Consider the following 14,639-nt stretch of genomic DNA (forward strand, 5'->3'; position numbering starts at 1 on the left):
GAGGGTTTCAAAAATCCACCTGTCCGAGTTTAGGGGTTTTGAAAATCCGCCTGTCCAAAATGAAGGGTTTTGAAAACCCACTGCTGTCCATTTTCTAGGGTACATTTTATTGGATTGACATCTTATTAACCAAAAAACCAGTGTTCATGCGGATTTTTGCATTTTTTTATCTCTTTTTAGGCCGAAATTCCTGCTGTTTTATGGGTGCAAAACTTCAGTAATACTAATACGTATAGCCAAAAATAGTTTCAGTAAAGAGAAAAATTTACTCTCTTGATAAACGAAAAGGAGTAAATTTATTCATAAACTCAATCTTTTATGAATAAAAGATCCCTTCGGTGTCTCCTCTCAACACAAATAATTGTTGTGTTGTTATAAATAAAAATTGAATTATGAGCGCTAAGGGCAAACCTGTCAAAAGACAGGGACGCAAAGCCATAGGGTCTAAGGAGCTTACCAGGTGGATGAAATAGGCGAATTCTATAAGAATTCGCCCCTTCCCGAACCGTATGGGCAGTAGAGTAGGCACCCAGCGAGTTGCTTGATAGTTTCGATCACCATATACTAATTGAAATTCTAAGAAGTCGCATCCAAAGCAGGCTTTAATATCGCCTTCAATAATCCATATTGCTCCTGTAAATGTATTTTTCACTTGAAGCAACGCTGTGTGGCAGCTCTTATTTGGTCGAAAGCCATGAGATTGTGGCGAGAAAGTTGGCTCGTAAATGCTCTCCAAGATCATTTTGACTACTTCCTGGACAAGTTTATCGTCCGTGGACGATATTCCGAGTGGACGCTTTTTATTGGGGTTGTTTTTCTTTGGAATGTACGTCCTTCTTGCCGGGTTTGGTTGATTCTTTTAGTGAGTCAATTATCTGATGGATTCGTTTCATACTCATATCATCGAGGATTTTTCCATCTGCGCCCGCAGTCATACTGCCCTGCGACTTAGCGATATTTTTATACGCTAGCAGATAGAACTCAGGATTATACAGGTTTCTATAATAGGCGCTCATACCTGTATTCCATGTTACATGTTTTAGCATCTAAGCTTTTCAACACATTTATCGGATTTCTCACAGTGCCTCACGCACCTTTCCATAGTGGTGTTGAAAGATAAACTGTTCCCCTTCGCCTTATGGCTTTCGTCATGTGTAGCAGGCGTTACCTGCCTCTGACTACTACGGGAACTCTGTTGTCATGGCGGATATTCAAACAGCTTTTCGCATAGCGTTTATAGCTCTCGATTTTGAGGGCATTTCGCTTTAGACAATCCCCGTTTAGCGCCATTGAAACATGAGCTTACCATGTTGTCGGGTGTGACGTTCGTCGTTTTCCACTGTCCTGTGGCTGGTTCGTCTTGTGTATCCGGCAGGACTGTTACTACTACAAACAGTTCTGCCAAGACACCGGCGGGTACAGCTCCACTACGCCGGGAACTTCATTATGTCCAACCTCCGACTATCATTAAGGCAATTCAGCTTTCACCCTCATACACGGTTTTTCACCCTTATGTGCCTTGTAATATGCGTGAAGCTCGCGTATTACGCACTCTCCGACATGCTGCACTCCCCATCAGGTTTCCCTTTCTGGATAAGTCGGGGGATGATAGGCTGCGGTTTTTCACCGCTTGGTACTTTACCTACTGCATGCTCACTGCAGATTTTCAATAGCTCACAAATAGCATTCAGCTACTCTTAAGGCGCACAGTAGTGATGAATCTCTTGTAATGAGAGGGAAGCAAAGGGGATGAATCAGCTCAAGGAAGGTTTTTACCAACCGGGAAACCGGGAGGAGCAGATACTTTCTGTGTCGTTTTGTGGCCGTTAGGCTGCAGGAGAAAGGCTGATACGAGCCGTGTAAATCGTGAGATTTACGCACAATTCTGTGGGGGACTGGTGGCAAAATTCCTCCGGTCTACCCGGCGAAAAGATTGCGATCACGTCAAAATTACCTATTGCTATATAAGACCAAAGTTATTACTATTAAATATGTAATTATTACCATATCGTTGGTAGTTTGTGCTTTCGAGTCAAATGCAAAATTGACTGAAAAATACCGGAGTACTGGATTCTACGGCTTATCCTAAATCCACCGGACGGTTATAAAAAGCTGGAATATATAGCAGTATAAAACTGCAGGAAGTGCTGAAAGTGGAAGCACATTCACAAATAGGAGATCCGGGTGACTCAAAAGGATCCAACTGAAAAAATCCCATTAGTCTTGACAATCGTATTCTACAAATGTAGAATGTACTCATATTCTACATTTGTAGAGGATGGTGAAAATGAATAAAACTTCAAAAATTTCAGATGCTGAGTGGCAGGTTATGAGAATATTGTGGGAAAAGGCCCCCATTACATCAAGTGAAATAGTCGAGATTTTGCGATTGAGGACTGGTTGGGGTCCAACCACTATTTATACACTCATTAACAGGTTAGTCAACAAAAAAGCTATAACAATTGATAAAGGTTCATCCCCGAATGTTTGTAGACCTCTTTTGTCTCAACAAGGGTGCAGAAGAGAAGAACGAAACTTTTTTCTTAAAAAAGTCTATGATGGTTCACTTAATCTACTGTTGATGAACATTCTGGAAGATGAAGAGTTGTCAGAGGTTGAAATTGACGAACTCAAGCACATTCTGGATGGCAGCAAGAATAAGGAACGGTGATATTTTGAACTTCATGTTTGCTGTATTTAATTGGGTGCTGTTTTCTTCACTGATAGCTTGCCTAATGGTTCCAATAATTCTTTTGGTTAAATTAGCAGTTAAGGATAAGTTGCCCCCTTCTTGGCATTATTATATATGGTTTCTTCTGCTGATACGGTTGGCATTACCAGTTGCACCCGGAAGCCCCCTGAGTATTCTGAATGTTCTTCCAACATTCGAAAATATTGTTCTAAAAACATATGATGTTAAAGTTTCTACAGAAAAAAACACCATTAACGAAACGGGGGCTATAGTAGTTCCGGCTAAAACACTAACTAATTCTCAATCTGGCCCAAGTCAAACTAGACATAATTATCCAGTACAGGGCATTGCCACGCTTAGTGATAACTTTAATTATAAAATTAGTACCAACTTGCTCGTTTTGTTAATCTGGTTGACAGGGGCAATTATTTTTGGGGTCTATGTTATTTTCATTAATGGGCGGTTGTTGATGAGAATCCGGACAAACGCCCAGAGCGCTCAAGAATCTGAAAAATGGATTCTTGAGCAATGCAAGAGCATCCTCAATATTCAAGCTAATATCCCTCTAATTATAACCCCAGCAGTTCGGACACCTGTACTTTTCGGGTTTTTCAAACCTATCTTATTACTTCCTTATCATTTATTAGATAAAATAAATGATAAGGAATTGAAGCATATTTTTCTACATGAGTTGACTCATTTTAAACGTAAAGATTTTGCTGTTAATGGGCTAATGTTGTTGTTAAAAGTGATACACTGGTTTAACCCATTGGTATGGTACGGTTTTTACAAAATGCATCAGGATATCGAGATTGCTTGTGATGCTTTTGTCTTATCCCGCATAGAACCCGAGGAATGCACACATTATGGATATACAATTATTCATCTATTGCGGATCGCTAAGCCTCAGCGTATCCCGGGGGTGACAGGGATAATGGCAAAAGAATCAAAAATGAAAAGGAGAATTATAATGATTTCTTCATTTAAGAAAATTCCCACAAAGCGGATAGTCATAGGACCCGTTCTGTTGATTATTTTAGGCACCATAATGTTAACAGGTGCCAAGAATAGCCCCGCTGAACAAGTGAACACGAGTGATGTGCGTAGCTCTAACCTAATGTCTACAGACACATATGTCGGACTAGGTCTTAACAATGATGGTCATGTGAACACTGATTATTTGGTAGATATTCAAGGCCAAAACTATGCAGGTAAATTTACCGGGAAGATGATGGTCGTTCCTGATCCCTTGAAAATAGTCGTGGGATTTAGCTTGAAAAACTCCAAACCGGATAAGACCACCAGCGATATGTCCAAAGAAAGCAAAGCAGTGGGCGCAATTAACGCAGGAGCATCAAATAGTGATTCGGTTTTCGGGCCGGCTATTTCACCAACAGGGTTTGTTGTCAATAATGGAAAGATCATATATAACGATTTGAAAGATGGCAATAGTGCCCAAGATGTGGCCGCATTGACGGATAAAGGGCTGCTAATTGTCGGGAGGCACACAATATCAGAGTTGAAAGAGTACGGAGTTAAGGAAGCAGTAAGTGCTGGCCCATCCCTCATTGTAAATCGAACACCTCAAACTTTATCGGATGATTGGGGTGTGAGCAGCAGGACCGCCATAGGGCAACAAGCAGATGGAACCGTGTTCTTGCTCGTGATCAATGGTCGTAGTAAAGAATCCATGGGGGCCACGCTAAAAGATATGCAAAACATTCTTCTTGAGCATGGAGCTGTAAACGCAACTCTTTTAGACGGAGGAAGTTTATCAACTATGTATTTTCACGGAAATATAGTCAACCATCCACCCGAAGGGGAGCAGATCGTGTCATCAACTTTTATGGTGATGCCCTGATGCCCTATAAAAGAGCCAAAACCAAGAAAAATAGTAATTAGTGCTAGAGTATGGATACAATCCACGATTGTCAAGACATTAAAGAAGTTTCCATTGGGCGGCTACGACATTGTATCAATTGATGGAGGTGGATTAATAGAGGCATCGAAGCAGGGTAAATGAAACTCCAAAAAAATAAGCTATTTGAATAGGGGAGAATATTGTTGAACAAGGCTAATTCTGAAGTATTACATGGCTTATTCTTAAGAATTAAGTCAAATTATGATATTGATAATCGGAATGGGAGTTTAGATATGAAAAAGACGAAGAGTACATTGACGATCTTATTAGCAATAATTCTTTTAGTTGTTTCTAGTACCAATGCTTTTGCAGCGACGTCATCTTCTGGAATGGGAACAATATCAGCAAAATAACACCCAATTATGTTCAGGAAGATCCACCACGACTAGGTAATATAATATTTGGTGATTGTGACAGCTAATCAAGTACATGTAATACTTAGTGAAGAGGATGGGCAGAAAGCGATAGAAACTGCCGACGCATTGTGTTTTCAAATCTGACATTATGGTATACAGCACGTCGCGACAGTGGTAAGTGCGAGCGTTATTACGACACAACAAAAGGAAGTGAAATGCTAAAGGCATAATGAATGCCAATCATTATTCTCGTCACTTTCATTTTCAGAATCTTGCAAGACAGTATTACTAGTCAAAACGATTAGAAAGTGCCATTGAGTATTTAGATGGCTTTGCCATTTAAATAGAGACGCCTCCAGATCATCAATTACCCTCAAAGTACCATTTGATCTGAAGGCGTTGCCCCTACACAAGATAGTAGGTAATTTTTATACTACACCTACTGGAGATATTTGTGAAGGGAGATTTATGCGAGGGAGGGAATTTTGTTTTTCTTTCTTATCCCTGAAACTCTTTGAAGGAGCAATTCAAGATCGATTGTTTGAGTAAAGTCTTGGACCATAAGACTCAACGAATGCTGATAGTATTTTCAAGAATTCGAGAGGGGATTTGTTTATGAAAATCAAACGTCTAGTAAGTATCGGTTTAGCTGTATGTTTAACACTTGTTTTTAGTGCAACTGCTTTTGCAGCAACGCCTTCAACTTCTACTTCTACTTCAGTTAGCGCAGCTAACGTAAGCCCACTATATCCATCGCCAAATCCACCACCTCCAGGATATGTAGGTTGGGCAATTGTGACAGCACAACCTTCCATGATCGTGAGATCCGGCCCCGGTAGCAACTATTCTAATATTGGTACCGTACTGTATGGGGATAGTGTTTATTGTTATAGTGTTGACTCAAATGAGTGGGCATATATAGGTAATGGTGGATATGTTTCGGCATATTACTTAATTAAACAATAATATAATTTGTTTGTGTATAAACTCCTTGTCATCATATGGTGACAGGGAGTTTATACTGACGAAATCTTAGTTGTAGGACCTAAAGGTAAGTCACGACAGCAGGATACGTAAATTAGGGATTACTGAATAACCGTCAAAACTGTATGAGACTGGGGATTAAGGACATTTTAATATGCTGAATATTTTCCAAAGCATACAGGAAATGTAGCCAAACCAGTCCGGATCACATAGGGTGCCCTCATCATTAAGGAAAAGTGTGGCTTTTCTGACGAAGAAAGCTGTACAACAAATCATGGAAAACCCTATTTTCAATACTTTTCTTAATAGCAAAATATTTTGTTCTATATTTATGATCATGAAAGTTTAACTGCTGATACCTTAAGCATGCTAAAGGTATTGATGGAGGTATCATGAGAAAAATACGTCTAATAATGATTATCACCTTTTTTATTTTCAATGTAATTTTTGCTCTAGTCCTTGCTCCCTTTATCATTTTTTGGGGTTCATTTGAAGCACTGAAAACTGTGGCGGTAGGTTCCGTTCTCACTTCACGACATCCACAGGTTGTCAAGGCATTTCTCTCTGATGAACAAATTAATGAAATCGTATACAAATCTAATGGTACGGACTCACCATCTGATACCCCAATTCAGCGTACAGTATCAGATGCATCTGCGGGCATTACAATTGAAGATATTAAAGGTAGGGCTTTTAAAGGCAAGGTAATGCTAATAAAGAATCCAAAACGGATAAAAATAGCTGTGACAAAAGAACTGGGTGTCGCAGGAGAACGAGTAAGCGGCTTAGTTAAAGACGCAGGAGCCATTGCTGGAATAAATGGTGGAGCATTTTATGACCCGAACGGTACAGGAAACGGAGCTTTTCCTGACGGAATTACTGTGCATAATGGAGAAATCGTACATAACAATGCAGGCAACTTAAGTACAGACATTGTAGCTTTTGATAAGGACGGTAAACTGATAGTTGGACATATCACCGCTGATGACGTTAAAAAGAAAAACATTCAGGAAGCGGTATCTTTCTGGCCGGCTTTAATACAGGACGGAAAACGAGGTATGTTTCGTGACGAAGAATGGGGAGTTGCACCAAGAACTGCCATCGGACAGAAAGCAGATGGCATGATTATTCTTGTCGTAATTGATGGTCGACAACTCACCAGTCTAGGGGCAAAAATGAGTGACCTCTATAACCTTTTTATGGAATATGGTGCAGTTAATGCGGCGAATTTGGATGGAGGGTCTTCTACAGAACTCTTCTATAATGGAAAAGTGATCAATAAACTTTGGAATTGGGCTGGTGAACGTTACCTACCGACGGCTATTGTGGTCATGCCAGAATAGTATCTATATTCCCAAAGCCTTTGTAGTCAGCTCTCAAGGGGCCTAGTGATCACCGTCGAAAAAGGAGAATTACGCATGAGGAAGAAACTGCGTACTATATTAGTTTGGATATTAGTTTCACTCTTTTTTCAATTTGGAGGGTACTCTCTTTTAAACAACCAACTTCAAAAAGTTATGGGATCGACGGCGGTAGATAGTGAACCACCGATCACGCCCCAGCTCAAAGCAACCATCTCTGGGTCTGAGCTTACTAATATTCAAGTTTCTTACGCCAAGGATTATTTGGCTTATTCGGAAAATGGTACACTTAAAATCTTCAATCTTAAAAAGGGGAACGTTGTTTTTGAAAAAAATCTCCCTCTGCAACTGATCAAACATTGGGTGTTCTTACATATCAATGGCTACCTGACCGAAATATCTTACTCTATTTTTATGCCACTAAAAACCCTAATGAGGTAACAACCGTTAAAGTGTACCCTTCTAAGGCTAAAATCTCAACCCCTTCAATTGAGCCGAAAACAGAAGACCCAACCCAAGCAAAAATTGTGCCCGAAGAGGCTCCCGTGGTGCCTAGGCTTGAAAAACGGTATGGAAGTCCAAAAATTACAGAACTGTATTCGCTTGAACTCCCGAATAGTGATGAAGATACCGCTCCAGATGATCGTTTAAATCCGTTTGATCCACCGAGTGGCAGTGAAGAGATTTCAGCAGGCGGGAAAATCGAAAAATTTGTTGTCTCGACCTCTACCAATTTGATGTATTTAACTGTCACGAATGGCTCGACACAACAACTCATGAAAATAGACGTTATGAAAAAGGTGAGTTCCCTAAACAAACCAAGAGAGTTTATCGATAATATGGCTGCCTCTGATCGCTATGGAACACTTTATATAGACAGTAAAGTGGGGGCTATCCAGCAAGTTGTAGCCTTAAATAATGAAAAGCGTCAAGTCATCTCAAAAAATACCAACGACAGAATCTTAGGAGTCAGAAATGGAAAAGTGTATATTGGAGAAGTAGAAAACAATGAACTGGTAAAGATTAAAACTACAGCCGACCTGCAAGTGATGAAGGAGAATCCTGATCTGAAAATCGAATGGGAAGGCTCGATTCCCTTTAACAAAAATGTACGTATGCTCATCGGGATTACAGGTCAATTGATCGTCTATGACAATCAAACAGCCAGTGTCATTACAGACGGGCATCTTGCAGACGTAAAACTGCATGGAGATGAAAACTACGTCTCTGTCGATGGTGCAGAGCTTATCCAACTTACCAAGGCAGGATCATCCTCCCTTGTGGAATTGCAACCACTAAAACCATTTTGATCTTAGAAGGGCATTTTCGGCATTTCCTTTTCAAGGTAGTTCTGGCTTCGGCATAACCGCTGTAGGCAGGGCCATTTTCCACAATATTCGTGGTTCGCTGATATCACCATGAAGTAAATCCCCCATCCCACGTTGATTTCAACGTTAGGAGTGCCGGTTGTTGAAACGAAACCAAGTGTCGTTAGAAAATGATCGATAACAACTCCTCCGTTGTCAGAATTGTTCTGGGGTGTTCTGGGGTACGTCCCCCACACAATCTAGACACAATTCAGTAGGACCTTATAGATTATGGATAAAAGATTCCTTCGGTGTTTCACTCAATATAAATAATTGTTTTGTAGTTATAAATTACAATTGAATTATCAGCGCTAAGGGCAAACCTGTCTAAAGACAGGGACGCAAAGCCATAGGGTCTAAAGTGCTTACCAGCACTATGATAGCCTGGCTACCGCAGAGACTACGTGTCTAAACCTGCCCTCTTAGCGGCAGGTTTTTTTGTCTTTTGAGCATGACATTTGTGACTTTAGTACTGAAAATCCACTATGAGGGTTGCTAGCACCAGTTGTAAGTTAAAGGTAAGGGTGATGTGGATTCTGAAGAAAGCCGAAGGCAAGACGCTGATCTTGTGCGCAGAAATTACATATAAGGCATATAGCTACCGTGTCCTCGTTTCATTTAAGGAATTTAATTAATAATGTGAGAACAACATGGATACGGTCGCATTTCGACAAAATTTGACCGCGATATGGATAATGTCATTATCAATATTTTTGTTTTTCATTTTAAGTAAGCGAGGTGCTGAGAAATGAAAAATGTAATTTTATTAAAAATTAAAAGGCTAAAATAGCTGATGTACAGTGGTATATGGATATCTATGCCGAGGATGGCTTCTCCGATCCGGATTACTTTCCACCTTCAGGGAATGGTACGAAACTCTCAACATTTCGACGATTCAATATGCCTCAAACAGACCGTAAAACCGCAATTTGTAACAAACAAATTGCGGTTTTGCTATTGACAAAAAATGCCTATTTTCGACTTCTGGCATGTCTAAAACATTCTTCTTTCCCTAAAAAAATCTTTAAAAATAAATTAAGAAACTGTTTAAAGGGCAACCGGTACCTGTTAAAAAATGAAATCTTATTTTCACAGTTTAACGAGCGAAACCTCGGAAAGCTTTGCTTTTACGGACCGAATTTTAAATATAAACAGCTGAAGGTCCCAAAATTCAATGTCAGTGTCAGGAACGGACTTTCCTTCCAGGTATTAAATACCTGGAACGAGATCAAGCGCGACATCATCCTTATGTCCTTCTGGTTGGACATGAAGGATGCAGAAATAGTGGACAAGCTCGGTGTCAAGAGCAGAAACATCAACAGCAACAAGCATAGTGCCTATGAGAAAATAAGAAAATTTTTGGGGGAAAACGACCATAAGCTTGGCCTTTCTGCCTTCTTAGGAAATTCAATCGGGTGCCGTTCTCCTCCGCTTATTCTTCATTTTTCAGATTAAAAAATCTAAAAATGGAGGACAAGCTCATGGAAGAACACGAGCGTAAATACACGTTAGTCGTTCAAAAGAAACGAATTGCTGTGAGTAAAGAAGTCTATATGGCTTACTACCACTGCAGAGATAGGGAAAAGTATCTTGATGAACTGGCAGAAACAAACAATATATCCTTTGAAGCCTGTCATGAAAAGGGTATTCAAGTGGAATATCTGATTATATCTGCTCAGGAATCCATGGAGGACAGGATCATTATTAAAGAGATGATTGTCAAGATGCAGCATTACCTTAAACAACTGGATGAAAAGGAAAAATGGCTTATGGATGCTTTGTATTTCAAAGGTAAAAGTGAATATCAAATAGCTTCACAGCTTGGCATCACGCAACAAGCGGTTCATAAGCGCAAAGCAAAAATACTGACTAAGTTAAAAAAACTGATAGAAATATAAAAATTTTTGGTTGTTACCCCCTCACTTTTTTCCCTATAGAAGTGAGGGGCTTTTTTTATCCCTCACTGCTCTTTGAAAAATGTCGGCGCAAGCCGTCCATATCCAACAGCGCAAATACGTTAACTGTTCAGCTGCTAAAACGGAAAGCGACCTTGGTAAACACGCCAGAACAGCCTGCGGACAAATTGCCCGCAAAACCGATCGCCTCAAAGGCTATGAGCGAGAAATGTTTGACCATAAACCAATCTGTGGTGGATTGCTTCGCCACGACCTGAACAGCCTATTATGATACTCCTGCATAGTCGAGGTTAAGTCCCAGAGTGTAGCCCGGAGGTTCTCGGGGAGGTGGAATTCCAGTGATACCTGCTAACCACAGGTAGTTTGAGCTGTTGCCCCGGTGCTTGGGAAGTAGTGTCAAATAAAGCACAAGCTGAAAATGAAGAACAAGCGTAACCGCTTTGATATCAGAAACTATGCAGCGGAACTCAAAGTCCGTTGCATCCTTGTGATATTAAAGCCCCAAATTTAAGGAGGCACGAGATTATGGGAGATGAGAGAAGAGTATGGATTTATTACCGGGTAGCTAACGGCGATCCTGAATTGATGGAAGCCCAAAGAAATGACCTGTTACGCCTTGGTTATAAGGTAGTGGGAGAATCTCATGATACCGGAAGCGGACGGTGCATGGACCGGGAAGGGATAAAAGAGGTTTCTGCAGCAGCCGCTTCCGGACAAATGGATGCCGTTTTAATTAAAAATGTTTCTTGCCTTGGGCGAGATATACTTCCGACCCTGGCATACATTGCGCAGCTTAACCGATGGGGTGTGGAGGCAGTCTCTGTCACGGAGGGCACCATTAAAACTACAGCCCCAAATGAAGCGATTGACCATATTATAGACACAATGCAGATGTAAAGGAGGATGAAGCTATGTCACAAGCTCAACTAGCCAATGAAATCAAATATAAAATGGCGCTTTCTCTGCTGAAATCCATGCTTGAAAAGGGTCTCATCACCCTTTCGGAATTTAAGGAAGCGGACCAAATTAATCAGCGTTTGTACATCCCACAATTAGTAGAGGTATATATGTAAAAACACTTGATATAGTGCTTTTTGTGTAGTACTGTGTGTTGCTAACAGGACGTCTTGTTCTGAAAAAAGAAAGGAGGATGCGTATGCCCAAGGTAACCATGATCAACCCAAAAACAGAGAAAAAAGCGATCCCCAAGCTGCGTGTATGCGCATACTGCCGTGTTAGCTCAGACCACGATGAGCAGCAACAGTCCTTTTCGACACAGGTAACGTATTACACCGAGCTGATCGAAGCCAACGACGTCTGGACGTTTGCGGGCATCTACGCCGATGAGGGTATCAGCGGCACCAGCAAAGACAAGCGTGACGAGTTTCTGAGGTTGATGAAAGACTGTGAAGCCAAAAGGGTGGATAGGGTCATCACCAAATCCATCTCCAGATTTGCGAGAAATACCAAGGACTGCATTGAAACGGTCAGAAAGCTGAAAGAACTTGGAATCGCCATCTATTTCGAAAAGGAAAATATCAACACCCTGACGGCGGACAGCGAACTGGTACTCACCATACTCGGTTCTACAGCCCAGGAAGAATCCATTTCCATCTCCAAAAACAACAGATGGGCGATACAAAAAAAGTTCGAAACAGGGGAATGGAATCCCTCTTGCCTTCCCTACGGATATACCAAGGATACCAAGGGTGAAATCATCATCGATGAAGCGGAAGCCGTCATCGTCCGCAGGATATACCACGACTACTTAAACGGCAAGGGTTCCTATATCATCGCCAGGGAGCTGACACAGGAAGGTGTTTCTACAAGTAGAGGTGCAGAAGCCTGGGGAGAAAATGTAGTTACGGAAATCCTGACCAGTGAAAAATATGTCGGCGATATGCTGATGCAAAAGACCTTTACCACCGATACAGTGCCTTTCATCCGGAAAAAGAATAAGGGCCAAAAACAAAAGTATTTTATACAGGACAGCCATGAACCCATTATTACAAGAGAAGAAGCCCAGCGTGTCAGGGAAATCATGGACCAGCGAAGAAAAGAAAAAGAGATGGTTGCCGACACAGAGAAGTACAATAACCGCTACCCGTTTAGCGGGAAAATTATATGCGGTGAATGTGGAACCACTTTCAAAAGACAGAAGCTATTCAAAGGCATGCCCTACCAAACGGAACAGTGGTGCTGCAGCAAGCATATCCAAAAGCGAACAGCGTGCGGCATGACAGCCATCAAAGAGGATCACATCAAAGTAGCATTTATCATTCTATACAATAAGCTAAAAAGCAACTGTGACCCAATACTAATCCCACTATCAGAGGATTTGAAAAAGCTCCATTACAGTCAAGGATATGAATCGCAGATAAAAAAACTTAACAGCAGAATATCGGAACTAACGGAACAGAGTCATGTACTGAGTAGACTGAGGTCGAAAGGATATCTTGACTCTGTTCTTTTTATAGAGCAAAACAGCCTCATCGTAAAAGAACTTGCGGAATTAAAAGTACAGCGCAGTGCTCTCCTTGATTATACAGATTTTGATGAGCAAATTACTAGGACCCATGAGTTGATCACCATCCTCAGAAAGCAGGAAGACCTGATGGAGAGCTTCGATAAAACTATCTTCTCACTGATGGTTGAAAAGATTATTGTGAAATCAAAAGTAACGCTTGCCTTCCACTTAATCAACGGATTGGAGCTTACAGAGCTGATTGGAGAGGAAGTGAGCTAAATGGCGCAAAGGCATATGCCCTTCGGCTATAGAATCATCAACGGAACCGTAATCATCCTACCTGAAAAGGCAGACCTGATCCGAAAAATGTTCTGCGATTATATCACAGGAATATCCCTTCTGCAGATGGCTAAAGACCTAACCCAACAGGGAATACCAAATGCCAACGGAAAACCCTCCTGGAATCACGGCTCCATCGGAAAAATCTTAAGCAACTGCAAGTATATCGGTAATGATTTCTACCCTGCCATAGTCACAGAGGAAGTATTTAAGAGCGTAAAAGCATGCAGAGAAGAAAAGAATACTCAGCTTAACAGAAATACCAATTACTATGCCAACGGCCTCACCAGCGCCTACCCCTTCAGCGGCAAGGTAGTATGCGGGGACTGCGGAAGCGTGTTTCGGCGCTACACTGAGCACCATAATAAAAATAAAAAATGCAACTGGAAATGCAAACGCTACATCGTTGACAACAGGGTCTGCTGCAAAAGCGGAGTGGTGGATGACCATCAGCTGGAAGCCGCCTTTATAGAGATCTTCAACCGGGTGCTTGAAAAACCGGATGAGATAGAGACTCAATCCACAGTCAAGGCACACAGGAGAGTAGGGAATTAAAAAAGCTTACCCTTCAAATCACCAGCGCATTACATAAAAGCGACTCGGACTCAGCGGAACTGGCAGAGCTATTATTCAAAAGAGCTGCAGAGCAGTATCGGCTCTCAACGATAGATGACTTTGAGTACCAAACCAAGAAGCTGAAAGCGATATTTCAAACTCGTAAGCCCATCACAGCATTTGATGAAGCTTTATTCAAGGCCACCATCAAGAGCATTACGGTGGAAAAGATCGGCCAGCTGCGATTCGAGCTGACCAATGGTGTCACGCTAAATACCACCTATACATTACGTGGAAAAGGAGGATTTGATCATGGCAAGAGCGGCAAGAACAGTATCGGTGATCCCTGCCGATCCGATTTATAATTTAAATGAAAAGGCAAAGGAAAAGAAATTGCGAGTAGCGGCCTACTGCCGTGTCAGCACAGAACTGGAAGAACAGCAGTCCAGCTATCAAATGCAAGTGGAGCATTATACAAGAGAAATACAGTCAAATCCAAAATGGAAGTTCGCGGGCATCTATGCGGACGAAGGCATCAGCGGAACCAACACCAAAAAACGTACCGATTTTAACCGGATGATAGAAGATTGCCTGGCAGGCAAGATTGACATGGTGCTGACCAAATCCGTCAGTCGGTTTGCCCGCAATACCGTAGACTGCATTACCTACATCCGGCAGCTC

Annotated in this window: 13 protein-coding genes, 2 pseudogenes and 2 riboswitches; of the genes and pseudogenes, 14 read left to right on the top strand and 1 reads right to left on the bottom strand. The window is 41.4% G+C overall.

What is annotated here, in order from left to right; genetic code table 11:
* The first annotated feature begins 394 nt into the window (after nt 1–394).
* Nucleotides 395–472: riboswitch (cyclic di-GMP riboswitch) on the top strand.
* Nucleotides 473–592: 120 nt separating this feature from the next.
* Nucleotides 593–1,080 (bottom strand): annotated as a pseudogene (locus DSOL_RS23915) (reverse transcriptase domain-containing protein); the annotation flags it as partial.
* Between the two features lie 1,207 nt (nt 1,081–2,287).
* On the opposite strand from DSOL_RS23915, the gene DSOL_RS23925 reads away from it, so the two are divergent.
* From DSOL_RS23925 to DSOL_RS23985, 14 genes and pseudogenes are all read left to right on the top strand, one after another.
* The gene (locus DSOL_RS23925; RefSeq protein ID WP_075367247.1) at nt 2,288–2,671 is read left to right on the top strand and encodes a BlaI/MecI/CopY family transcriptional regulator; all 384 of its coding nucleotides are present in this window, start codon (nt 2,288–2,290) and stop codon (nt 2,669–2,671) included.
* A gap of 13 nt (nt 2,672–2,684) precedes the next feature.
* Entirely contained in the window at nt 2,685–4,553 is a 1,869-nt protein-coding gene (locus DSOL_RS23930) for a M56 family metallopeptidase (protein ID WP_235838984.1), read from the top strand.
* A 203-nt stretch (nt 4,554–4,756) separates the two neighbouring features.
* Nucleotides 4,757–4,966: a hypothetical protein gene (locus DSOL_RS23935; RefSeq protein ID WP_075367249.1), complete on the top strand. Its 210-nt coding sequence runs from the start codon at nt 4,757–4,759 to the stop codon at nt 4,964–4,966.
* Between the two features lie 618 nt (nt 4,967–5,584).
* The gene (locus DSOL_RS27645) at nt 5,585–5,935 is read left to right on the top strand and encodes an SH3 domain-containing protein (RefSeq protein ID WP_075367250.1); all 351 of its coding nucleotides are present in this window, start codon (nt 5,585–5,587) and stop codon (nt 5,933–5,935) included.
* Between the two features lie 410 nt (nt 5,936–6,345).
* On the top strand, nt 6,346–7,296 hold the full coding sequence (locus tag DSOL_RS23945; RefSeq protein ID WP_139314594.1) for a phosphodiester glycosidase family protein: 951 nt from the start codon (nt 6,346–6,348) through the stop codon (nt 7,294–7,296).
* A 75-nt stretch (nt 7,297–7,371) separates the two neighbouring features.
* Nucleotides 7,372–8,624 (top strand): annotated as a pseudogene (locus DSOL_RS23950) (hypothetical protein).
* A gap of 363 nt (nt 8,625–8,987) precedes the next feature.
* A riboswitch (cyclic di-GMP riboswitch) is annotated at nt 8,988–9,077 on the top strand.
* A gap of 888 nt (nt 9,078–9,965) precedes the next feature.
* The gene (locus tag DSOL_RS28230) at nt 9,966–10,136 is read left to right on the top strand and encodes a hypothetical protein (protein ID WP_170871605.1); all 171 of its coding nucleotides are present in this window, start codon (nt 9,966–9,968) and stop codon (nt 10,134–10,136) included.
* Nucleotides 10,137–10,162: 26 nt separating this feature from the next.
* Nucleotides 10,163–10,579: a sigma factor-like helix-turn-helix DNA-binding protein gene (locus DSOL_RS23960; RefSeq protein ID WP_075367253.1), complete on the top strand. Its 417-nt coding sequence runs from the start codon at nt 10,163–10,165 to the stop codon at nt 10,577–10,579.
* 79 nt (nt 10,580–10,658) lie between these two features.
* The gene (locus DSOL_RS23965; protein ID WP_075367254.1) at nt 10,659–10,868 is read left to right on the top strand and encodes a hypothetical protein; all 210 of its coding nucleotides are present in this window, start codon (nt 10,659–10,661) and stop codon (nt 10,866–10,868) included.
* Nucleotides 10,869–11,122: 254 nt separating this feature from the next.
* Nucleotides 11,123–11,494 carry a recombinase family protein gene (locus DSOL_RS23970; RefSeq protein ID WP_075367255.1) on the top strand — a complete coding sequence of 124 codons (372 nt, stop codon included), beginning with the start codon at nt 11,123–11,125 and terminating at the stop codon, nt 11,492–11,494.
* Between the two features lie 14 nt (nt 11,495–11,508).
* Nucleotides 11,509–11,670 (top strand): SHOCT domain-containing protein, encoded by a 162-nt coding sequence (locus tag DSOL_RS28235; protein ID WP_170871606.1) that lies wholly within the window; start codon nt 11,509–11,511, stop codon nt 11,668–11,670.
* Nucleotides 11,671–11,753: 83 nt separating this feature from the next.
* Nucleotides 11,754–13,343, top strand: coding sequence for a recombinase family protein (locus tag DSOL_RS23975; RefSeq protein WP_075367256.1), 1,590 nt, complete (start codon nt 11,754–11,756; stop codon nt 13,341–13,343).
* A complete protein-coding gene (locus DSOL_RS26980) occupies nt 13,344–13,958 on the top strand; it encodes a recombinase family protein (protein ID WP_083642998.1) in 615 nt (204 codons plus the stop codon). It abuts the gene before it with no gap.
* Between the two features lie 312 nt (nt 13,959–14,270).
* Nucleotides 14,271–14,639, top strand: a 369-nt coding sequence (locus DSOL_RS23985; RefSeq protein WP_139314595.1) for a recombinase family protein, incomplete at its 3' end; no start/stop codon positions are given.

It is taken from the genome of Desulfosporosinus metallidurans, assembly GCF_001936615.1.
GTDB classification, from domain to species: Bacteria; Bacillota; Desulfitobacteriia; order Desulfitobacteriales; family Desulfitobacteriaceae; genus Desulfosporosinus; species Desulfosporosinus metallidurans.

Excerpts from the sequence above, each read along its gene's own strand:
- DSOL_RS23925 (WP_075367247.1), top strand. The coding sequence starts at position 2,288 with ATGAATAAAACTTCAAAAATTTCAGATGCTGAGTGGCAGGTTATGAGA.
- DSOL_RS23975 (WP_075367256.1), top strand. The coding sequence starts at position 11,754 with ATGCCCAAGGTAACCATGATCAACCCAAAAACAGAGAAAAAAGCGATC.
- DSOL_RS28235 (WP_170871606.1), top strand. The coding sequence starts at position 11,509 with ATGTCACAAGCTCAACTAGCCAATGAAATCAAATATAAAATGGCGCTT.
- DSOL_RS23960 (WP_075367253.1), top strand. The coding sequence starts at position 10,163 with ATGGAAGAACACGAGCGTAAATACACGTTAGTCGTTCAAAAGAAACGA.
- DSOL_RS26980 (WP_083642998.1), top strand. The coding sequence starts at position 13,344 with ATGGCGCAAAGGCATATGCCCTTCGGCTATAGAATCATCAACGGAACC.
- DSOL_RS23945 (WP_139314594.1), top strand. The coding sequence starts at position 6,346 with ATGAGAAAAATACGTCTAATAATGATTATCACCTTTTTTATTTTCAAT.
- DSOL_RS23965 (WP_075367254.1), top strand. The coding sequence starts at position 10,659 with ATGTCGGCGCAAGCCGTCCATATCCAACAGCGCAAATACGTTAACTGT.
- DSOL_RS23970 (WP_075367255.1), top strand. The coding sequence starts at position 11,123 with ATGGGAGATGAGAGAAGAGTATGGATTTATTACCGGGTAGCTAACGGC.
- DSOL_RS27645 (WP_075367250.1), top strand. The coding sequence starts at position 5,585 with ATGAAAATCAAACGTCTAGTAAGTATCGGTTTAGCTGTATGTTTAACA.
- DSOL_RS23930 (WP_235838984.1), top strand. The coding sequence starts at position 2,685 with ATGTTTGCTGTATTTAATTGGGTGCTGTTTTCTTCACTGATAGCTTGC.